Source organism: Thermocrispum municipale DSM 44069, assembly GCF_000427825.1.
Lineage (GTDB): Bacteria > Actinomycetota > Actinomycetes > Mycobacteriales > Pseudonocardiaceae > Thermocrispum > Thermocrispum municipale.
On record NZ_ATYT01000019.1, the window covers coordinates 31,223 to 51,383 of the forward strand.

Sequence of the window (20,161 nt, forward strand, 5' to 3'; positions counted from 1 at the left end):
ATCAGCAACTGCGACGGCACCACCTACGGCACACCGCTCTGACGAGGCTTGCCGACGCAGGAGTGCCTGTTCATCACCTACAGAAGACTCGATCACCACCACTCAGCGGTACCGCACCCAGACCGTCAGTCGGTTACCGACGCTGGGGATTTGCTCCATAAGTACCTGTCCGCACCCCACTGCGCGCCCGCGGTCCGGATCCGCCGCCCCGCAAATGCCCACAGGAGAGAGCCGAAGTTGATCTTTTCGACCCACGCACCGCCCGGCACGAAAAGGGCCGCTGACCTGGTAGTCAGCGGCCCTCCATCACACCGTCGGGCTGACAGGATTTGAACCTGCGACCCCTTGACCCCCAGTCAAGTGCGCTAACCAAACTGCGCCACAGCCCGTGTGCCGCCCAGCCTAGCGTCTGCGGGCTGCCGACATCCGGGTGACCCCGGGGCCGCCAGGACAGGTCGCGAAATGATCACCAACGAGTCTCAACCGGTCGTCGGATGCCGTCCGGCTGCTCCATTCGGTTAACGACGGAACTGTGTCCGGCGACACAACGTCACACAGGCGTCGATGACCAGCGGGGAAAGGCACAGCGATGACCGGGGGCGACGAACTCAACCATCGGGAGCGGGCGACGCTGCGGGCGGTGGCTCGCGGCGGCGCCGAGATCACCCTGAGCGTGGAGCCGGATCTGTTCATCGACGGGCTCGCGTGCTGTGACCAGAGCACCGTCCACCGCCTTGCTCATCGTGGCCTGATCAGGCCGAGCCGCCCCGGTTCGGCAGGCGAACGGGTCCCCGCGGAGATCACCGACGTGGGCCGCGCGGCGCTCGGCGCTATACCGCAATCCGGGCAAGCAGCGTGACACGTTTGTGTCGTCGGCCACATTGAGACAGTGTGATCTAGGTATCACGGGCTTTAATGGAAGGCAACATCCCGGCGACAGGTCGGGAAGCAGGAAGGGAGCGCGACCGTGTCTGGGCCGGTCGTCGAGTTGAACCATCGAGAGCGGGCCACCCTGCGAGCGGTGGCCCAGAACATGGCCGAACTCACCTGCAGCCGCGTACCGGACCTCTTCATCGACGGGTTGGCCTTCTGCGATCAGGCCACCGCGCGTGAACTGGTCCGTCGTGGCCTTATCGCCGCGGTACGGAAGGGGCGCGCGGGCGAGCGCGTACCCGCCGTGCTGACCGAGGCGGGCCGGGCAGCGCTCAACATCGCGCCCGCGGCCTGACAAGCCCGCTCGGCGAAACGTGCCGCTTCGTCGGGGCGTCCGACCAGTCGGCGGCCGCCCCGACGAAGCCGGCATCACCGCTACTTCTTCTTCGCCGACTTCCGCGGACGCTTCTCCCGGATCCGCAGGTTGATCCGGATCGGGCTACCCACGAACCCGAACCGTTCCCGCAGTTTTCGCTCCAGGAAGCGCCGATAGCTCGCCTCCAAGAACCCCGTGGTGAACAGCACCACCGTCGGTGGCCGCGTGGACGCCTGCGTGGCGAACAGAATCTTCGGCTGCTTGCCGCCCCGAACCGGCGGCGGGGTCGCGGCGACGAGCTCGGACAGCCACCCGTTGAGCTGCCCGGTCGGCACCCGCTGATCCCACGACGCCAGCGCCCTGCGCATGGCCGGGGCGAGCTTCTGCACGGCGCGCCCGGTGAGCGCCGAGATGTTCACCCGCTCGGCCCACGGGATCCGCTTCAGGCCCCGGTCCAGCTCGCGCTCGAGCTGAGACCGCCGCTCCTCGTCGACCAGGTCCCACTTGTTCATCGCCAGCACGCAGGCGCGCCCCGACTCGACCACCATGCTCAGCACTCGCAGGTCCTGCTCGGCGATCGGTTCGCTGGCGTCCAGCAGCACCACCGCGACCTCAGCGGCATCGATCGCCGACTTGGTGCGCAGTGACGCGTAGTACTCCGTCCCCCGCGCGGTACGCACCCGCTTACGAAGGCCTGCGGTGTCGACGAAACGCCACTTGTCGCCGTCCAGTTCGACGATCGAGTCCACCGGGTCGACCGTGGTACCGGCGACCTCGTGCACCACGCTGCGGTCTTCCCCGGTCAGCTTGTTGAGCAGGCTCGACTTCCCCACGTTCGGCTTGCCGACCAACGCCACGCGGCGCGGGCCACCGGTGACGACACGCTCCGGAGGGGCGTCGGGCAGTGCCTTCACGACCGCATCCAGCAGATCACCGGACGCGCGGCCGTGCAGCGCGCTCACCGGGTACGGCTCCCCCAGCCCGAGGTTCCACAGCGCCGCCACGTCCGGGAGCAGCCGTTCGTCGTCCACCTTGTTCGCCGCGAGCAACACCGGGCGCTTCGAACGCCGCAGGGTTCTGGCCACCGCTTCCTCGGTCGCCGTGGCGCCCACGGTGGCGTCCACGACCAGCAGCACCACGTCCGCGGTGGACATCGCCAGCTCGGCCTGCGCGGTGACCGCCGCCTGCAAGCCCTTGGCGTTCGGCTCCCAGCCGCCGGTGTCGACCAGGGTGAAGCGGCGCCCTGCCCACGCGGCGTCGTAGGCGACCCGGTCCCGGGTCACGCCCGGCGTGTCCTGCACGACCGCTTCCCGCCTGCCGAGGATCCGGTTGACCAGCGTCGACTTGCCCACGTTCGGCCTGCCGACCACCGCGACCACCGGCTGCGCCTGCAGCTGCTCGCCGTCGTCGGCCGCCGACGCCTCGCCTGCGGCGTCGACCTCGGCGAACTCCGACTCCGATTCCCAGGTGCCGCCGATGTCCCCGAGAACCTCCGGCATCTCGCCGACGGAGTACTCCTCGCTCATAGGGCCTCACTCCTGCCCGGGGCAGCACGACCCGCCCCGGCACGCCATTTGTCCAGCTCGGCGACGGTCGCCGCGAGCCGGGACCGCAACGTCTCCGTTCCGGCCAGCAAACCTTCCCGGCCGCGCGCCACCTCGAGGGTGAACGGTTCGCCGAACAGCAGATCCACGGTCGGCCGGAAGCGTCGCCTGCTCCCCGGCGGGCGCGCCGTGCCACGAGCGGCCACCGGCACCACTCGCGCACCCGATGCGCGCACCAACCAGGCCGCACCGTGTTCAGCCTTCTCGACATTACCGGAACCGCGCGTGCCCTCGGGAAACACCGCGACCAAGCCACCGCTGCGCAGCAGCCGGACGGCGTCCAGCAGCGGCGTGCGGTCGGGTTCGCCGCGCCGCACCGACAACTGGCCGATCCGGCGCAGCAACGTGCCGGTGAGGCCGCCGAGCGAGTCGAACAGCTCCTCCTTGACCAAGAACACCGAACGCCGCGGAACCAGCCCGAAGATCAGCTGCGGCTCGATCAGCGACGTGTGGTTGGCGATCAGCACCACCGGGCCGGTCCTCGGCACGCGGTCGACGTGGTGCACGCGGATGCGGTACGCAGGGCGGTACAGATGCCGGGCTATCCCCCGCGCCAGGTCGTGCAGCAGCGGGCTCGCTCCCGCAGGCAGACCCGAGTCGTTCACTGTGGCGCTCCGGTGGTGTCCAACAAGTCGCGCTGGGACAACAACTCCAACAATGCGGTCACCACCTGCTCGATGTCGAGCTCGCTGGTGTCCAGATGAACAGCGTCCTCCGCCGGCCGCATCGGATTGACCGCCCTGGTGGAATCCAGCCGGTCCCGGCGATCCACCGCCGCGCGCACCGACGCCTGCTCCGCCGGACGGCCTGCCGCGCTGTCCTGCGCCGCGCGACGCGCCGCGCGCACGTCGGGATCGGCGGTCAAGAACACCTTCAGCCCGGCATCCGGAACCACGACCGCGCCGATGTCGCGGCCTTCGACGACCATGCCGCCTGCCGACTCCAGCCCGGCGGCGATCAGTTCGCGCTGCAGCGTGACGAGGCGCTCGCGCACCGCCGGGACGGCCGCGACCGCGGAGACCGAGGCCGTGACCTGCTCGCCGCGGATCTCCGCGCTGACGTCCTCCTCCCCCAGTTTCACGGAAGGCGAACATGGGTCGGTGCCGACCACGACATCGGCTTTCGCGGCGACTGTGGCCAAGGCCTCACCGTCGCTCAGGTCCGCCCCCGAGCGCAGCGCCGCGACCGTCACGGCCCGGTACATCGCGCCCGTGTCCAGGTAACCAGCCCCGAGTCGCTGCGCCAAACGCCTGGCAACGGTGGTCTTCCCCGTGCCGGACGGGCCGTCCAACGCGACCACGCCACGCAGCACTGCAGTCACGGTCACTCCCTTTTTCCTCGGCTGAAACCCGGTGGTTCATTCTGCCTGCTGCTGTACACCACGTGCGGCTGGGATACGTTAGGCACGTGAACGTAGAAGTCACCCCGCTACCCGGCATCGGTGTGCGCAAGGACTTCGCGATCAGGGCAGGCAAACGCATCGGCGTGATCACCCATCGCGATGGCGGCATCGAGCTCATCGTGTCACGCACCGACGACCCGGACGCTTGTCTTGCATCCATCCCGCTGACCACGGACGAGTCGGCGACCTTGGGCAACCTGCTCGGCGCGCCGCAGCTGGTCGCCCAGCTCACCGAGGAGCATCGCGACGTCCCCGGCATCATGACCAAGCAGCTGCCGATCCCGGAGGGTTCTCCCTTCGACGGACGCACGCTGGGGGATACCGAGATGCGAACTCGTACGAAAGTGTCGATCGTTGCCGTCATGCGCGCCGGTCAGGTGCTGCCGTCGCCCGGTCCCGAACTCACCTTCACCGCAGGTGACCTGCTGGTGTGCGTGGGCACCGCCGAGGGCTTGGCTGCCGCTGCGAAGTTGCTGAAGAAGGGCTGATCCGTGGGAAGCACCGCACTTGAGTTGATCCAGCTCGGTGCCGTCTTCTTCGGATTGGGCTTACTGGGGAGGCTGGCGCAACGCATCGGGATGTCGCCGATCCCGCTCTATCTGGTGGGGGGACTGTTCTTCGGCCACGGCGGCGTCGTCGAACTGCACATCGATTCGTTCACCGAGCTCGCGGCCGAGATCGGTGTCGTTCTGCTGCTGCTCATGCTCGGCCTGGAGTACTCGGCAGCGGAACTGGTCACCGGACTGAAACGCTCCTGGGTGGCCGGTGCGGTGGACCTGGTGTTGAACGCTCTGCCGGGTGCCGTCGTGGCGCTGATCCTGGGCTGGGGCCCGGTCGGCGCACTCGTGATGGCCGGCGTCACCTATATCTCCTCGTCCGGCATCATCGCGAAGATTCTGGGCGACCTGGGCCGGATGGGTAACCGCGAGACGCCGGTGGTGCTGGCCATCCTGGTGCTCGAAGACTTGGTGATGGCGCTCTATCTGCCCATCCTCACCGCCGTACTGGGCGGCGTCAGCCTGGTTGCCGGACTGACGACGGTGGGTATCTCGTTGTTCGTCGTCTCCGGCGTCCTGCTGATCGCGGTGAAGTTCGGCCGGTTCGTCTCCGCGGTGCTCTACTCGGAGGATCGGGAGATCTTCCTGCTCAAGCTGCTCGGATCGGCGTTGCTGGTCGCGGGTATCGCGGCCGCATTGCAGGTCTCCGCGGCCGTCGGCGCCTTCCTGCTGGGCATCGCGATCGCGGGCCCGGCGGCGCACACCGCCGCGCAGCTGCTGGAGCCGTTGCGTGATCTGTTCGCGGCGATGTTCTTCGTCGCGTTCGGTCTGAGCACCAACCCGAGCGACATCCCGCCGGTCCTGGTCTTCGCGCTGATCCTGGCGGTGGTCACCGCAGCGACCAAGATGGCCACCGGCTGGATCGCGGCGGCGAGATCCGGAGTCGGCCGCAAAGGCCGCGTCCGTGCCGGAGCAGCACTCGTGGCGCGCGGTGAGTTCTCCATCGTCATCGCGGGCCTGGCCGTGTCGTCCGGCGCGGCGCCACCACAGCTCGCGGCGTTGGCGACGGCCTACGTGCTTCTGATGGCAGTCCTCGGCCCGATCGTGGCCAGGGTGGCCGAGCCGGTAGCTCAGCGCGTCATGAAGCCGGCGACCGCACCCACGGCGGCCTGACGGGTCACTGCTCCAGCACGGCGTGCAGGGACGAGATCTCCTGCTGGGTCAGCTCGCGCAGCGTGCCGGGCTTGAGGTCACCGAGACGCACGTCGGCGATCGCGGTGCGCACCAGCCTGCGCACCGGGTGGCCGACGGCGTCGAACATCCGGCGGACGATGCGGTTGCGGCCCTCGTGCAGCACCACCTCGACGAGCGTCCGCCCGGACAGCTTGTCGACGACCTTGTAGCCGTCGACCGCGACCGGCCCGTCGTCCAGCTCGATCCCGGCGCGCAGCTGCTTGCCCAGGGTGCGCGGCACCGCGCCCTCGACCTCGGCCAGGTAGGTCTTGAGCACCTCGAACGACGGGTGCATCAGCCGATGGGCCAGGTCGCCGTCGTTGGTCAGCAGCAGCAAGCCTTCGGTGTCGGCGTCGAGCCTGCCGACGTGGAAGAGCCGCTCGGGGCGGTCGCGCACCAGGTCGCCGACGCACGGGCGGCCGCGCTCGTCACGCATGGTCGTGTGCACACCGGCCGGCTTGTTCAGCGCCAGGTACACCATGCCGGAACGCACCTCGATGCGCCGGCCGTCCACCTTGATGACCGCGCGCTCGGGATCGACGCGCCTGCCCTGTTCGCGCACGGTCTCGCCGTCCACGCTCACCCGTCCCTGCGCGATGAGTTCTTCGGCTGCCCGGCGCGAAGCGACGCCTGCTCGGGCGAGCACCTTCTGCAAGCGGACACCTTCGACGTTCTGCTTGTCGGCCATGCTCGCTCTCAGTGGAAGTCTCGGTCGGTCACAGGTCGTCGATCGAGTCGACCTCGGGCAACAGCGGCGCGATCGGCGGCAGGTCGTTCAACGAGCTCAGGCCGAGCCGCTCGAGGAACAACTCCGTCGTCTCGTACAGCGTGCCACCAGTCTCCGGGTCGGTACCGGCCTCCGCGATCAGCCCCCGGGCCAACAGGGTGCGGATCACGCCGTCGACGTTCACGCCACGCACCGCAGCGACCCGCGCGCGCGTGACCGGCTGCCGGTAGGCGATGACCGCCAGCGTCTCCAGCGCCGCGCGGGTCAGCTTCGAGCGCTGGCCGTCGAGCAGCAACTTCTCCACGTACGGCGCGTAGACGTCCCGGGTGTAGAAGCGCCAGCCGTCGCCGACCCGGCGCAGGTCGATGCCGCTGCGGCGATCCTGCAGATCGTTGGCCATCGTGCGCAGGGCTTCGGTCACCCGGTCGACCGGTTGCTCCAGCGCAGACGCGAGCGTCGCCTCCCCGATCGGCGCGTCCACGACAAGCAGCAGCGCCTCCAGCGCCGACATCAGCGCCTCGTCGGAGGTCAGATCCGGCAGCGGGTCCTTGGCCATCGCGACCGGCTCGTCGTCGGCCTCGGAGCCGGCGCCCTCGTCCTCGGTCGCGGCACCCTCAACAGCCACGGTGCCTGCGTCGAGGGTTGTGTCTGCGTCGTCCGGCTCGGGTTCCTGGCCGACCGCCTCCGGGCGTTCATCGACCGCGGTGGACTCCTGCGGCTCGTCGGCCGCTGCCGTCCCGCTCACGCGTAGTCCTCCTCCTCGGTACTGGCCAGATCCGCCTCGGAGGCCGCCTTGGCCTCCTCGACCGTCCCCCCGGTCCACCGCACCCGCAGCTCGCCCAGCGGGTCCTGCTGGTCGAACTGCACCACCGTCTCCCGGTACAGCTCCAGCAGCGCCAGGAACCGTCCGACCACGATCATCGTGGTCTCGCAGTCGGCGACCAGTTCGGCGAACGTCGCCTCGCCACGTTCGGCCAGCCGTACCCGCAGCACCGCCGCCTGCTCGCGAACCGACACCTTGGTGGCGTGCAGGTGGTCCAGCGACACCGTCGGCGGCGGCTTGGGCCGGAACACCGCGGCGGCGATCTCGGCGAACGCCGCCGCATCCACCCCGAGCATGACCTCGGGCAGCAGTTCGACGTAGCGTTCCTCGAGCGAGACCGACCGCGGATAACGCCGCAGCGCCCCTGCCTCGAGTTCCGCGAACAGCGCCGCCACCTGCTTGTACGCCCGGTACTGCAACACGCGGGCGAACAACAGGTCGCGGGCCTCCAGCAGGGCGAGGTCTTCCTCGTCCTCCACCTCACCGGACGGCAGCAGACGCGCCGCCTTCAAATCCAGCAGCGTCGCCGCGATGACCAGGAACTCGGTGGTCTCGTCCAGGTTCCATTCCGGGCCGAGCTGGCGGGTGTGCGCGATGAAGTCGTCGGTCACCTGGTGCAGGGCGACCTCGGTGACATCGAGTTCGTGCTGCGAGATCAGCTGCAGCAGCAGGTCGAACGGCCCCTCGAAGTTCTCCAGGCGCACCCGGAACTTCGGCCGACCCTCCGGCTGTTCGTCGGGCTGGTCCACCGTGTCCGACGCCGGGCCGGAAGTGTCGTCCGCGGCCACGATCACGCCACGGTCTCCTCGGGCCCGTCGGCATCGGTGGGCTCGGCCTGCTCGGCCTCCTCGTCGTCACTGCTGAGCCTGCGCACCAGGACCGATTCGGGGCCGGAGGCCTCCAGATCGGCCAGCATCACCGCGACCGCCTCCCGGACCAGCCTGCCGCGATCGACCCGCAGGTCGTGCTCGGCGCGCAGGGTCAGCCGCGCCTGCTCGAGCGCGATCAGCTCCTGCTGTGACAGATACACCGTGATCTTGGTGTCGTGTTTGACTCGTGGCGACCCGCGCCGCGGGACCCGCCGCGTCGCCCCTCCCCGATCCGTGCCGAGGTCCGCCGTCTTGCGGAAGAACAGATCGGACGCACCGGGCAACCGCGCCCGTCGACTCACCGCAGAATCACCTCACGGGCCAGCTGCCGATACGCCTCGGCACCTGCGGACTTGGGAGCCCAGCTGGTGATCGGCTCACCGGCCACCGTGGTCTCCGGGAACCGGACCGTCCGGTTGATCACCGTGTCGAACACCTTGTCGCCGAACGCCTCCACCACGCGCGCCATCACTTCCTTGGAGTGCAGCGTGCGCGGGTCGAACATGGTGGCCAGGATCCCGGTGATCTCCAGGTCCGGGTTGAGCCGCTCCCGCACCTTGTCGATGGTGTCCATCAGCAGGGCCACCCCACGCAGGCTGAAGAACTCGCACTCGAGCGGGATGATGATGCCGTGCGCCGCGGTCAACGCGTTGACCGTCAGCAGGCCCAGCGACGGCTGGCAGTCGATGAGCACGTAGTCGTAGTCGCCCAGCACCGGCTTGAGCACCCGCAGCAGGCTGTGCTCACGGCCGACCTCGGCAACGAGCTGCACCTCGGCCGCCGACAGGTCGATGTTGCTGGGCAGCAGGTCGCACCCTTCGATCCCGGTCGGCCGCAGCACGTCCCGCACGTCGCACGACTGCTCCATGATCGCGTTGTAGATCGTCCGGTCCAGCTCGTGCGGCTGCACACCCAACCCGACCGACAACGCGCCCTGCGGGTCGAAGTCGACCAGCAGCACCTTGCGCCCGTACTCGGCCAGCGAAGCCCCGAGGTTGATCGTCGACGTGGTCTTGCCGACGCCACCCTTCTGGTTGCACATGGCCAGCACGCGCGCCGGGCCGTGCTCCTTCACCGGCGGCGGTGTGGGGATCTCGCGCAACGGGCGCCCGGTCGGGCCCACCCGTGCCTGGGTGCCGTTGGTGTCGGCTCCGTTGACCTGGTCGACCTCGTCGGCGCCCGGGCTCTTGGTCGCCGTCATCGTGAGTGGCTCGAATGTCGACATAGCGAGAAGGCTCCTTGCCGTGGCTGCTGTCGGAAGCCTAAGCACCGGGCGCGGCAACGAACAAAGCGGCTCGCCGTTGTGGCCCGCGATTCGTCCGCAAATCCGCAGCAACCGGCCGCATTTTCGACGCCTACCGCTTGCGTACGACCAGCACCGCGGAATCCACCCGCGGGGGCGGGTGAAACGCCGAACGTGGCAGCGACCGGCCGATGCGCGCACGCCACCGTCGCGGTACCCGCGCGGGATCGGTGAACCGGCGCACGACCGCGCGCTGCAACACGAGATCGGCGGCGACCATCCCGGACGGCGTCTTCAGCAACTTGCGCAGCAGCTCGCTACTGATCGAGTACGGCGGGCTCGCCACCACCCGAAACGGACGCCGCGGCAACACGAGTTCGCGGGCGTCGACACGCAGCACCGTCACCGGTTGGCCGGCGAAGCGTTCTTGCAGTTCCTCGGCTCGAGCGGGGTGCGGTTCGATCGCCAGCACACGCGCCCCGGCGGCCACCAGGTGCTTGGTCAGGGCGCCTTTCCCGGCGCCGATGTCCAGCACGTACTGCCCGGGACGCACGTCGGCGTCGGCGACCACGCGGGCCGCCCATTCGTCAGCGAGCGGATGCCAACCCCACGCCCGACGCGATCGCCGGGCGCCGGACACGGCGCACCATCACCATGTACGTCATGCCGGTCACGGTAGTGATCACCGCCGTCACGGTCGAACGAATTTTTCCGGCGTCCGCGGCGTAGCGGACGACGCCGACTTCGGCCCTGGCGGAGTCCATCAACCACATGATCGCCAGCGTGCCGTCGTGCGGATCGACGCTCCTCGCCAGCACCGGTCGACTCGGCGATCGGTCAGGCCGACCCCGTCGCCGACGACCTCCCCGCTGGTGACGGTTCGCCCGTCAGCCGCCACGATGAGCCGGCCCGCTACAGCACGGTGCGCACGGCAGCGTCCCAGTATTTGCTGAACTCGTCGTTGACACGCTGCGCCATGGTGTCCTGCGTCTCTCCTGGCTGAACATTGATGTCGAGAATGAAATACACGCAAGGACCTTGCAGGCTCGTATGCGTCCTGATCTCCGAACACCACATCTCGGTACGCCAGTGCCGGTCCAAGGCGTGCAAGGCGGGTCCCTTGGTGGCTTGCACCAGACGGTCCATCACCGCGGAGGACACCACTCTGTCGCTCTCCGTGTCGCCCAGCTCGAGTACGTATCGGAACGCTTTGCGGCCCCCGTGCGTGCTGCGTCCTTGCCGCGTCTTCTTCCTGAACCATCGCACTGGTGCCATGCCTCCTTGATGGCCCTCGCGCATCAGCTGGGTACAGCTCGTAGGGCCGGTGCGCCGGATCCTACGAGCGACAGCGAAGCGTTGTCGACGGTCACGTCATGTATCGACCAGCGCAGTTCGGATCAGGCGGTTGGTCCGCATCCACAGGACATCCATGAACGAAGGCCCGCCGCGATCGGACCGGTGTCTCAGGTGTCCGCGGCGTAGCGGACGCCGACCTCGGCCCTGGCGGAGTCCATCAGCCGCATGATCGCCAGCGTGTCGTCCAGCGGGATCAGCGGGCTCTCCGTCAGCCCTTCCCGCAGGCAGCGTTCGACCTCGGCGATTTCCGGGCCGAACCCGTTGCCGACGATCGGTTGCAGCACCTCCTCGCTGGTGACGGTCCGGCCTTCCGCTTGCTCGACGATGAGCCGCTCCGGGCGGTAGAACGGCCTGTCCAGCGTCAGTGAGCCCTTCGTGCCCACGACGATCCCCCGCTGCGGCGTCGCGGCCATGGTCGTGCACGACACGTGGGCGAACCGGTCGTCGTCGTACTCCCACTGCATGGCCATCGTCTGATCGGCGCCGGTCGGAGCCAATGCGCCGGTCGCCCGCACACGATCCGGCTCGCCCAAGAAGATCCACGCGAACGTCACGGCGTACACGCCCAGGTCGAGCAGGGCCCCGCCGCCGAGGTGCAGATCGTAAAGCCGGTGCGCCGGGTCGTAGGGGAACAGCAGGCCGTTGTCCACGGTCACGCTGCGCAGCTCGCCGATACGACCCTCATTCGCCAGCTGCAACGCGGTGCGGATCAGGCCGTTGGTCCGCATCCACATGCCTTCCATGCAGAACAGCCCTCGACTGCGTGCCGCGTCGATGACCTCGGCGGTCTGCCGCGCATTCAGCGTGAACGACTTCTCGATCAACGCGGGCTTGCCCGCCTCGAAGGTCTGCAACGCCTGTTCGTAGTGCTGACCGTGGGTGGTCGCGATGTAGACGACGTCGACTTCGTCGTCCGCCAGTAGCTCGGCGTACGAACCATACGAGCGGCGGGCACCGTGGGTCTCGGCGAAGGCGCGGGCGCGTTCGGCGTCACGTGCGGCCACCGCGACGAGTTCGCTGCCGCGCGCGGTGCGCAGGTCGCCGGCGAACTTGCCGGCGATACGGCCCGCACCCAGGAATCCCCAGCGGATCGGTCGGTCGGGATCGGCTGCGTTCACCATGGCACTATCCCCTGGCTCGCGGATGCGCCGTCGCGTACACCTCGCGCAGCGTGTTGACCGTCACCAGTGTGTACACCTGCGTGGTGGTGACCGATGCGTGTCCGAGCAGCTCCTGCACCACGCGCACGTCTGCGCCGCCTTCGAGCAGGTGCGTGGCGAACGAGTGCCGCAACGTGTGCGGGGAAACGTCGGCTTTGATCCCTGCGCGCTCGGCGGCGACCTTCAGTACGTGCCACGCACCCTGCCGCGACAGCCGTCCCCCGCGAGCGTTGAGGAACAGCGCGGGCGTCGTGCTGAGGCGCTTGGTGCGCGCCGCGAGCGCCGGACGGGCACGCACCAGATACGCCTCGACGGCATCCAACGCGGGCCGACCGACAGGGACCAGACGCTGTTTGCCACCCTTTCCGTCGAGCACCACGGTTCGCTGGTCCGCATCAAGATCGTCCACGTCGAGCCCGACGGCCTCGGAGATCCGCGCACCCGTGGAGTACAACAGCTCCAGCAGTGCCCGGTCGCGCAGCGCGAGCTCGTCATCGTTGCCCGTCACGTCCAGCAGCCGCAACACGTCGTCGACCGGCAGCGCCTTCGGCAACCGACGCGGTGGTGGCGGCGGTTTGACCTCCCGCGCGACGTCACGAGGCACCAGGCCCTCTTTGACCGCGAAGCGATGCAACCCGCGGACGGCGACCAGCGCACGCCCCGCGGAGGAGGCCGCCAACGGCGGGAAGTCCTCGGTGCCTTCCCGCAGCGACACGAGGAACGCTGTGATGTCGGCGGATTCCACCGCGGCCAAGTCGGTGCGACCGAGCGCGTCCAGATGGGCCCGATACCGACGCAGGTCCCTGGCGTAGCTGTCCACCGTGTTGCGGGCCGTTCCCCGTTCCACCACCAGATGGTCCAGAAACGCCCGGATCGCGCGGTCCGGCCGGATGCCGCTCATGGCTGCACCATAGTCCCGCCTGGGGCCGTCCGCGGGCAGGCGCGCGCTGGTCAGGAACGCTTTCGTGCCGCGAACGCACGCGGCCTGTCCCGCCACGGAGCGTCCGCCGGTCTGGCAGGCACCCCGTGATTCAGCACCGCGTCCGCGGCGAGCACCCCGCTGACCGTCGCGCCGTTGATCAGCTCCCCGGTCAGGCAGCGTTGCACCGCCTCCCGCAGTGGCATGCGGTGCAGCACGATGTCGCGCTCCTCGTCGTCATCGTCGAGAATCTTGCGGCCGACCTCGGTGAGGTCTCGCGCCAGGTACACCCGGACCATTTCGTCGGTGAACCCGGCGGAAGCGGCGACGTCGACCAGCGTGTCCCAGCGCTCGGCCTTCAGGCCCGCTTCCTCCAGCAGTTCGCGTTGCGCGGTGCGCAGCGGGTCCTCCCCCGCTACGTCCAGCAACCCGGCCGGGAGTTCCAGCAGCCGACGGCCGATGGGATGCCGGTACTGGTGCACCAGGGTCACGCACTGCTCGTCGTCGACCGCGGCGATGGCGACCGCGCCGAGGTGCTCGACCACCTCCCGGTGGGCCGTGCCGCCGCCCGGCATCGCGACCTCGTCGATGCGGAGCCCGACGACCCGGCCGATGTGCACGTCGGTGCTGGACACGACGGTGAACTCGTGCTCGCCGGGCCGCGGATCGCCCGTTCGGCCGGCCGGCCGGGTGTCGGTCACGGCAGCGGCAACCGTTCCGCGGCCTGGTACTTCACGGCCGCTTCGATGAACGCGTCGAACAGCGGGTGCGGCCTGGTCGGCCTGCTCTTGAACTCCGGGTGCGCCTGGGTGCCGACGAAGAACGGGTGCACGTCCGCGGGCAGCTCGACGAACTCGACCAGCTTGCCGTCCGGCGAGGTACCGGAGATCACCAGGCCTGCTTCGGTCAGCTGCTTGCGGTAGGCGTTGTTGACCTCGTAGCGGTGCCGGTGGCGCTCGGACACCTCGGTGGTGCCGTAGGCCTTGGCCACCTGCGTGCCGTCCACCAGCTTCGCGGGCCACGCGCCCAGCCGCATCGTGCCGCCCATGTCCTTGGCGCCGGAGACGACGTCCAGCTGCTCGGCCATCGTGGAGATCACCGGGTGCTTGGTGTTCGGCTCGAACTCGGTCGAGCCGGCGTCGGTGATCCCGGCCAGCGACCGCGCCACCTCGATGACCATGCACTGCATGCCGAGGCACAGACCCAGCACCGGGATCTTCCGCTCCCGGGCATAGGTGATCGCGCCGATCTTGCCGTCGATGCCTCGGATGCCGAACCCGCCGGGCACGACGATGCCGTGCACGTCGGACAACGCGGCGGCCGCACCACTGGGTGTGTTCAGGTCGTCGGAGGCCACCCAGCGGATGTCCACCTTCGCCCGGTGGGCGAACCCGCCCGCCCGCAGCGCCTCGGTCACCGACAGGTAGGCATCCGGCAGGTCGATGTACTTGCCGACCAGGGCGATCTTGACCGTCTCGTCCGGGTGGTGGACCCGGTCGAGCAGGTCACCCCACACCGTCCAGTCGACGTCCCGGAACGGCAGGTCCAGCTTGCGGACCACGTAGGCGTCCAGCGCCTCGGCGTGCAGCACCTTGGGGATGTCGTAGATGGACGGGGCGTCCGGGCACGCGATCACCGCGTCGGTGTCCACGTCGCACATCAAGCCGATCTTGCGCTTGAGGTCCTCGCCGATCTGCCGGTCGGCGCGGCACACCAGCGCGTCCGGCTGGATACCGATGTTGCGCAGCGCGGCCACCGAGTGCTGGGTCGGCTTCGTCTTCAGTTCCCCGGAGGGCGCCAGGTACGGCACCAGCGAGACATGGAGGAAGAAGCAGTTCTCGCGGCCGATCTCGTGCCGTACCTGGCGGCAGGCCTCGAGGAACGGCAGCGACTCGATGTCGCCGACCGTGCCGCCGACCTCGGTGATGACCACGTGCGTGTCCTCGTCGGCCATGCCGAGGATGCGCGACTTGATCTCGTCGGTGATGTGCGGGATCACCTGGACGGTGTCGCCCAGGTACTCCCCTCGCCGTTCCTTGGCGATCACCGCCGAGTACACCTGGCCGGTCGTGACGTTGGCGTTGGCCGACAGGTCACGATCCAGGAAGCGTTCGTAGTGACCGATGTCCAGATCCGTCTCCGCGCCGTCCTCGGTGATGAACACCTCACCGTGCTGGAAAGGGTTCATCGTTCCCGGGTCGACGTTGAGATACGGGTCGAGCTTCTGCATCGTCACGCGCAGTCCGCGCGCGGTGAGCAGTTGCCCGAGGCTGGAGGCGGTCAAGCCCTTGCCGAGAGAAGAGGCCACACCGCCGGTGACGAATACGTGCTTGACTACGGCGGCCTTGGCTGGCTGAAGTCCCACGGGCCTCTACGCTAACACGCATCCGCCGAACCGGCGGGCGACACCCGCATCGTCACCGGAGGTCATTCCCGCATGCGCAGCCCCGACTGGGCCGTTCCCACCTTGACGCCGTCCGACCCGCCGTTGCAAGCCACGGTGCGGGTCCCCGGGTCGAAGTCGATCACCAATCGGGCGTTTCTGCTGGCAGCGCTGACCGACACCGGGACGCGGGTGCGGCATCCGCTCGACTCCCGCGACGCCCGGCTGATGCTCGGCGCGCTGTCGGCGCTCGGGGCGCGGTCGGAGCGGGTCGAGGACGGCGTGTTGGTGCACCCCCGACGGAACGGTGAGCCGGAGGTGACCGTCGAGCTGGGCAACGCGGGCACGGTGGCCCGGTTCGTCCCGCCGGTGGCCGCGATCGGGACGCAACGGGTGCGGTTCGACGGTGACGAGGCGCTGTACCGGCGGCCGATCGCGCCGCTGCTGGCGGCGTTGCGGAAACTGGGTGCGACGATCGACGGCGACGGGCTGCCGTTCACCGTGCACGGGAGTGGCGGGCTGCGCGGCGGTCATGTCGAGCTGGATTCGTCAGCGTCCAGCCAGTTCCTGTCCGCCCTGCTGCTCAGCGGCACCGCGTTCGACGAAGGCGTGACGGTTCAGCTGGTCGGAGACAAGCCGCCGAGCGAACCGCACATCGCGATGACGCTCGACCTGCTGCGCACGTTCGGTGCGCGGCCGGAGCGCGACGGCGTCCGGTTCCACGTGCCGCCCGGGCAGCTGAGCTGCCCTGACTACACCGTCGAACCCGACCTGTCGACCGCTGCGCCGTTCCTGGCCGCAGCCATGCTCACCGGCGGCTCGGTACGGATCCCCGACTGGCCGGAGACGACGACCCAGCCGGGCGACTACCTGCGTGTCCTGTTGGGCGAGCTCGGCGCCACGGTGACGCTCGACGCCGACGGCCTGCTCATCACCGGCCCCGCCGGATTCCCCGGCGCCGACCTGGACCTGCACGAAGTCGGCGAGCTCACCCCGGTGCTCGCCGCGCTGCTGTGCTTCGCCGACGGGCCGTCGACCATCTCCGGTGTGGCACACCTGCGGGGTCACGAAACCGACCGGCTCGCCGCGCTGGCGACCGAGCTCAGCGGGCTGGGCGCCCGGGTCAGCGAAACCGCCGACGGGTTGCGCATCTACCCGGGTCAGCTGCACGGCGGGCGCTTCCACACCTACGAGGACCACCGCTTGGTGATGGCTGCGGCCGTCGTCGGTCTGCGGGTGCCAGGTGTTCAGGTGGAGAACCCTGGCACCGTAGGCAAGACGTTCCCCGGCTTCGTCGAGACGTGGAGCTCGATGATCGCCGGCTAGCTCACTTGATCGCCCCTGCCACGAAGCCTTCCCGGATCTTGCGCTGGAAGATCAGGTAGACGATCAGCACCGGCAGCATGCTGATCACCATCCCGGCGAACAATGCGCTCCAGTCGGCGTCGTAGCCCTGCTGGGCGACCAACGTCGCCAGGCCCTCGGTGAGCACCGCGGTCGACTCGTTGTTCTGGTTCAGCACCAGCGGCAGCAGGTACTGGTTCCACATGCTCAGGAAGTTGAACAGCGCGACGCTGACGATGCCCGGCCGCGCCATGGGCAACATCACGCGGAAGAACACGCCGCTGTGCGAACAACCGTCGATCATCGCCGCCTCCGCGACCGCGGTGGGCAAGGTGCGGAAGAACGCGGTCAGGAAGAACACCGAGAACGGCAGCGCGTAGGCGGTGTAGGCGAGGATCAGACCCAGGTGGGTGTGCAGCAGTCCGAGGTTCTGCACCACGAAGAACAGCGGCACCACCGCCAGGAAGATCGGGAACATCAGCCCGCTGGCGAAGACGTAGAAGAGGAACCGGTTGCCGCGGAACTCGTAGCGGGCCAGCACGTAGGCGGCCATCGTGGACAGCAGCATGGTCAGCACCAGCGCCCCGGCCACCACGATCACCGTGTTGAGGAAGAACTGACCGATCGACGCCCCGCCCCAGGCGCGGACGAAGTTGTCCGCCCGCCACTCGCTGGGCAGCTCGAACGGCGTGCCGAACACCTCGTCGTTCGGTTTGAACGCGGTGATGGCCGCCCACAGCAGCGGCAGCACCGACACCAGCGCCCACACCGCCAACGTCACGTGGAAGAACGCGTCGGTGGGGCGCCACGAGCCGCGCGCCTTGACCGGGGTCGGCGTCGGGGACTCGGTGCGGGGTGGCACGGCCGTCTGCGTCATCCCAGCTCCACCTTCTCCCGGCGGGTCACCCGGAACATCAGCGCGGCCAGCGTCAGCGTCAGGAAGAACAACGCGACGCCGATCGCCGAGGCGTAGCCGTACTGCGGGTTGATGTCACCGCTGAACGCTCGCGTGTACAGGTAGTGCGCCACCACTTCGGTCGAGTTGGCGATCGCCTCCGGGTGCGGCGTCATGATGTTGACGATGGCGAAGAAGTCCAGCGCGATGATGCCCAGGTAGACGAACGCGACCTGCACGTTGTCCCACAGCAGCGGCAGCGTGATGCGGAAGAACATGGTGAACCGGTTCGCCCCGTCCAACGCGGCGGCTTCGAACACGTCGCGCGGGATGGCCGCCAGGCCTGCGGTGAACAGCACCACGTAGAAGCCGACGGCGTGCCACACCGCGACGCCGATGACGGCCCACAGCGCGGTCTGCGGTGAGCCGAGCAGGCCGTCGGCGGGCGGGTCGATGCCGAGCGCCGACATCGTCTCCGGCACGATGCCGCCGCGCGGGTTGTACGCCTGCCGCCACAGGATGGCGATGATGGCCACCGACAACAGGTACGGGAAGAAGAACACCGCGCTGTAGAACTTCGACCCGCGCAGGCCGGTGGCCACCGCGCCACGTCGCGTGCCGCCGATGTTGATCAAGTAGGCGAACAGCAGCCCGAGCGCGATGGTCACCAGCGGCAGCACCACGAGCAGCACCGCGTTGTTGCGCAGCGCGATCCAGAAGGTGTCGTCGGACAGCAACCGGGCGTAGTTGTCGAACCCGATGAAGTTGATCTGGTCGCTGTACCCGCTCCAGTCGGTGAAGCTGTAGATCACCGCCTGCACGTTCGGCGAGACGACGAACAGGATGTACAGCCCGAGCGGCACCGCAAGGAACGAGACGATGAACCGGTACTTGCCGTGGCGCACTGGCGAGGGCTACTTCCGCTCGTACTTCTCGATCGAGTCGTCCGCGGCGGTCTTGTCGGCGGCCGCCTGGCAGGCCTTGACGTACTCCTCCGCGCTCTTGCGGCCGGTCAGCAGGTCGGCCATCGCCTGCGTGCACGCCTTGTGCATGTCGCCGTACCACAGGTTGTGGATGTAGGTGACGGTGTTCTTGCCCGCCGCCTTCAGCGCCGCCTGGGTGGACTCCAGTCCGGTGGTCTTGGGCTTGACCGCTGCGTTGGCCGCCTCGACCACGGTGAGCGAGCCGGTGGACTCGGTGAACGCCATCGCACTGTCCTTGGCCAGCATGTAGCGCAAGAACTCCATGCCGCCCCGCACGTTGTCGGCCTTGGCCGGAACGATGAACGACTCACCTGGGCTGGCGAAGAGCGTCTCGGTCGGCATCGCGTCGTCGCTCGACAGGCTCGGGACCGGCGACATCACCATGTCGAAGCCCTTCGGGGTGGCCGACTTCATCTCGTTCTCCACCCACGAGGCGTTCGGGTAGACGCCGACCTTGCCCTTGACCCATTCGGTCTGCGCCTCGGTGTGCTCGAGCGCGGCCGCGCCGGGCAGCAGGTAGCCCTTGGTCGCGAGCTGTTCGATGGCCGCCGCCGCGTCACCCACCGCGGGCTGCTCCCACGCGCCCGGCTCCAGGTTGTCGATCTTCACCAGGACGTCCGGGCCACCCGCCTTGGCCGCCATGGTCAGCAGCGTGGTGGTGACGTACTGCGCGGCGTTCTGGCCGGCGTAGCCCACCGGCGCCAGGCCCGCCGCCTTCATCTCCTCGCACAACGCCAGGAAGTCGTCCCACTGCTCGGGCATCTCCCAGTCGTGCTTGTCGAACAGCGAGCGCGAGTACCACATGCCGTAGACGAACAGCACGTAGTTGAGCGCGTGGAAGGTGCCGTTGTAGCTGCCCACCTCGACGGTGCCGTCGACCAACGTGTCGCGCACCTTGACGTTCGGATCGTCCACCGACGGCGCGTCCAGCAGTGGCCCGAGGTCGGCCAGCTGCTTGCCGCCGACCAGGGTGCCGAGCGGGATCTTCTGTGCGCCGGAGTCGTCGACCAGATCAGGGGGGTCGGCGCTGGCGAACCGCGGCTGCAGCGAGTTGATGTTGACCATGCCCTTGACCGAGAGGTCCGCGCCGCTGTGCGCCTTCTTGTACGCGGCCTGGACCTCGGGGAAGGTGGTCTTCAACCCGCCGGCGAACGTGACCACCTCGAGCGCGGCCGACGAATCGACACCCAGCGGGTTCTTCGCCGACACGTCCCCCTTCGCCTGCTCGTTGCCACCGCCGCCGGCGGTCGCGCAACCAGCCATCATCCCCGACACCGGTAGGAACAGCGCCCCTGCCGCAAGGGCCTGGCGCAGAAATACCCGCCTGTCCACGTCGACCATGTCGGCCTCCTCATCCGATGGATGGGCAGGGACGATACTTGCGATCGAGCAAGGACGCTAGTGTCAAAATTTGTTTTCAGCAAGAGCCAATGCGGCAAGCCTCGCCGCGCCGACGGCCGCACCCTGGTGCGGG

Annotated in this window: 23 protein-coding genes and 1 tRNA gene; 5 read left to right on the forward strand and 19 right to left on the reverse strand. The window is 68.8% G+C overall.

The features are described 5' to 3' along the window. Window positions 1-314: 314 nt before the first annotated feature. Window positions 315-389 (reverse strand) — tRNA-Pro (locus YWM_RS0114520). Window positions 390-589: 200 nt separating this feature from the next. On the opposite strand from YWM_RS0114520, the gene YWM_RS0114525 reads away from it, so the two are divergent. Both YWM_RS0114525 and YWM_RS23780 read left to right on the forward strand, forming a co-directional pair. After that, a complete protein-coding gene (locus YWM_RS0114525; RefSeq protein WP_028851333.1) occupies window positions 590-859 on the forward strand; it encodes a hypothetical protein in 270 nt (89 codons plus the stop codon). 174 nt (window positions 860-1,033) lie between these two features. After that, window positions 1,034-1,228: a hypothetical protein gene (locus tag YWM_RS23780; RefSeq protein WP_245566048.1), complete on the forward strand. Its 195-nt coding sequence runs from the start codon at window positions 1,034-1,036 to the stop codon at window positions 1,226-1,228. An 80-nt stretch (window positions 1,229-1,308) separates the two neighbouring features. Here the strand turns inward: YWM_RS23780 and der are convergent, their stop codons facing one another. The 3 genes from der to cmk are packed head-to-tail and all read right to left on the reverse strand — an operon-like array spanning window position 1,309 to window position 4,153. Continuing rightward, complete coding sequence (gene der, locus YWM_RS0114535; protein WP_425426559.1) at window positions 1,309-2,775, reverse strand: ribosome biogenesis GTPase Der; 1,467 nt, start codon at window positions 2,773-2,775, stop codon at window positions 1,309-1,311. Further along, window positions 2,772-3,458: a lysophospholipid acyltransferase family protein gene (locus YWM_RS23785; protein ID WP_043661155.1), complete on the reverse strand. Its 687-nt coding sequence runs from the start codon at window positions 3,456-3,458 to the stop codon at window positions 2,772-2,774. The genes der and YWM_RS23785 overlap by 4 nt, the downstream gene beginning before the upstream one ends. Next, on the reverse strand, window positions 3,455-4,153 hold the full coding sequence (gene cmk, locus YWM_RS0114550) for a (d)CMP kinase (protein ID WP_028851336.1): 699 nt from the start codon (window positions 4,151-4,153) through the stop codon (window positions 3,455-3,457). Before cmk ends, YWM_RS23785 begins: the two co-directional genes overlap by 4 nt. Before the next feature lie 107 nt (window positions 4,154-4,260). On the opposite strand from cmk, the gene YWM_RS0114555 reads away from it, so the two are divergent. Beyond that, window positions 4,261-4,743 carry a cation:proton antiporter regulatory subunit gene (locus YWM_RS0114555; protein ID WP_028851337.1) on the forward strand — a complete coding sequence of 161 codons (483 nt, stop codon included), beginning with the start codon at window positions 4,261-4,263 and terminating at the stop codon, window positions 4,741-4,743. A gap of 3 nt (window positions 4,744-4,746) precedes the next feature. Further along, window positions 4,747-5,925 carry a cation:proton antiporter gene (locus YWM_RS0114560; RefSeq protein ID WP_028851338.1) on the forward strand — a complete coding sequence of 393 codons (1,179 nt, stop codon included), beginning with the start codon at window positions 4,747-4,749 and terminating at the stop codon, window positions 5,923-5,925. Between the two features lie 4 nt (window positions 5,926-5,929). Here YWM_RS0114560 and YWM_RS0114565 read toward each other — a convergent pair whose 3' ends face one another. The 12 genes from YWM_RS0114565 to YWM_RS0114620 all read right to left on the reverse strand — a co-directional run bounded on the left by YWM_RS0114565 (window position 5,930) and on the right by YWM_RS0114620 (window position 15,447). Next, on the reverse strand, window positions 5,930-6,673 hold the full coding sequence (locus tag YWM_RS0114565) for a pseudouridine synthase (RefSeq protein WP_028851339.1): 744 nt from the start codon (window positions 6,671-6,673) through the stop codon (window positions 5,930-5,932). A gap of 28 nt (window positions 6,674-6,701) precedes the next feature. After that, window positions 6,702-7,457: an SMC-Scp complex subunit ScpB gene (scpB, locus tag YWM_RS23790; protein WP_043661157.1), complete on the reverse strand. Its 756-nt coding sequence runs from the start codon at window positions 7,455-7,457 to the stop codon at window positions 6,702-6,704. Beyond that, window positions 7,454-8,284: a segregation and condensation protein A gene (locus tag YWM_RS0114575; protein ID WP_028851340.1), complete on the reverse strand. Its 831-nt coding sequence runs from the start codon at window positions 8,282-8,284 to the stop codon at window positions 7,454-7,456. Before YWM_RS0114575 ends, scpB begins: the two co-directional genes overlap by 4 nt. Window positions 8,285-8,325: 41 nt before the next feature. After that, the gene (locus tag YWM_RS0114580; protein WP_028851341.1) at window positions 8,326-8,706 is read right to left on the reverse strand and encodes a hypothetical protein; all 381 of its coding nucleotides are present in this window, start codon (window positions 8,704-8,706) and stop codon (window positions 8,326-8,328) included. Continuing rightward, window positions 8,703-9,629, reverse strand: coding sequence for a ParA family protein (locus YWM_RS0114585; protein WP_084612420.1), 927 nt, complete (start codon window positions 9,627-9,629; stop codon window positions 8,703-8,705). The genes YWM_RS0114580 and YWM_RS0114585 overlap by 4 nt, the downstream gene beginning before the upstream one ends. 130 nt (window positions 9,630-9,759) lie before the next feature. Continuing rightward, on the reverse strand, window positions 9,760-10,287 hold the full coding sequence (locus YWM_RS0114590) for a 23S rRNA (adenine(2058)-N(6))-methyltransferase Erm(C) (protein WP_028851343.1): 528 nt from the start codon (window positions 10,285-10,287) through the stop codon (window positions 9,760-9,762). Beyond that, the gene (locus tag YWM_RS26470; RefSeq protein WP_028851344.1) at window positions 10,235-10,465 is read right to left on the reverse strand and encodes a hypothetical protein; all 231 of its coding nucleotides are present in this window, start codon (window positions 10,463-10,465) and stop codon (window positions 10,235-10,237) included. The genes YWM_RS0114590 and YWM_RS26470 overlap by 53 nt, the downstream gene beginning before the upstream one ends. A 94-nt stretch (window positions 10,466-10,559) precedes the next feature. Beyond that, on the reverse strand, window positions 10,560-10,913 hold the full coding sequence (locus tag YWM_RS0114600) for a hypothetical protein (protein ID WP_028851345.1): 354 nt from the start codon (window positions 10,911-10,913) through the stop codon (window positions 10,560-10,562). Window positions 10,914-11,110: 197 nt separating this feature from the next. Continuing rightward, the gene (locus YWM_RS0114605; protein WP_028851346.1) at window positions 11,111-12,124 is read right to left on the reverse strand and encodes a Gfo/Idh/MocA family protein; all 1,014 of its coding nucleotides are present in this window, start codon (window positions 12,122-12,124) and stop codon (window positions 11,111-11,113) included. Window positions 12,125-12,128: 4 nt separating this feature from the next. Continuing rightward, the gene (gene xerD, locus YWM_RS0114610) at window positions 12,129-13,064 is read right to left on the reverse strand and encodes a site-specific tyrosine recombinase XerD (RefSeq protein WP_028851347.1); all 936 of its coding nucleotides are present in this window, start codon (window positions 13,062-13,064) and stop codon (window positions 12,129-12,131) included. A gap of 50 nt (window positions 13,065-13,114) precedes the next feature. After that, window positions 13,115-13,783, reverse strand: a complete 669-nt coding sequence (locus YWM_RS0114615) for an NUDIX domain-containing protein (RefSeq protein WP_052344917.1) — start codon at window positions 13,781-13,783, stop codon at window positions 13,115-13,117. Next, on the reverse strand, window positions 13,780-15,447 hold the full coding sequence (locus YWM_RS0114620; protein ID WP_028851349.1) for a CTP synthase: 1,668 nt from the start codon (window positions 15,445-15,447) through the stop codon (window positions 13,780-13,782). Before YWM_RS0114620 ends, YWM_RS0114615 begins: the two co-directional genes overlap by 4 nt. 72 nt (window positions 15,448-15,519) lie before the next feature. On the opposite strand from YWM_RS0114620, the gene aroA reads away from it, so the two are divergent. Beyond that, a complete protein-coding gene (gene aroA / locus YWM_RS0114625; protein WP_043661159.1) occupies window positions 15,520-16,791 on the forward strand; it encodes a 3-phosphoshikimate 1-carboxyvinyltransferase in 1,272 nt (423 codons plus the stop codon). A gap of 1 nt (window position 16,792) precedes the next feature. Here aroA and YWM_RS0114630 read toward each other — a convergent pair whose 3' ends face one another. The 3 genes from YWM_RS0114630 to ngcE are packed head-to-tail and all read right to left on the reverse strand — an operon-like array spanning window position 16,793 to window position 20,028. Next, window positions 16,793-17,686, reverse strand: a complete 894-nt coding sequence (locus YWM_RS0114630; protein WP_043661160.1) for a carbohydrate ABC transporter permease — start codon at window positions 17,684-17,686, stop codon at window positions 16,793-16,795. Then, a complete protein-coding gene (locus YWM_RS0114635) occupies window positions 17,683-18,609 on the reverse strand; it encodes a carbohydrate ABC transporter permease (protein ID WP_028851352.1) in 927 nt (308 codons plus the stop codon). The genes YWM_RS0114630 and YWM_RS0114635 overlap by 4 nt, the downstream gene beginning before the upstream one ends. A 9-nt stretch (window positions 18,610-18,618) precedes the next feature. Next, a complete protein-coding gene (gene ngcE / locus YWM_RS0114640; RefSeq protein ID WP_043661162.1) occupies window positions 18,619-20,028 on the reverse strand; it encodes an N-acetylglucosamine/diacetylchitobiose ABC transporter substrate-binding protein in 1,410 nt (469 codons plus the stop codon). Between the last annotated feature and the right edge of the window lie 133 nt (window positions 20,029-20,161).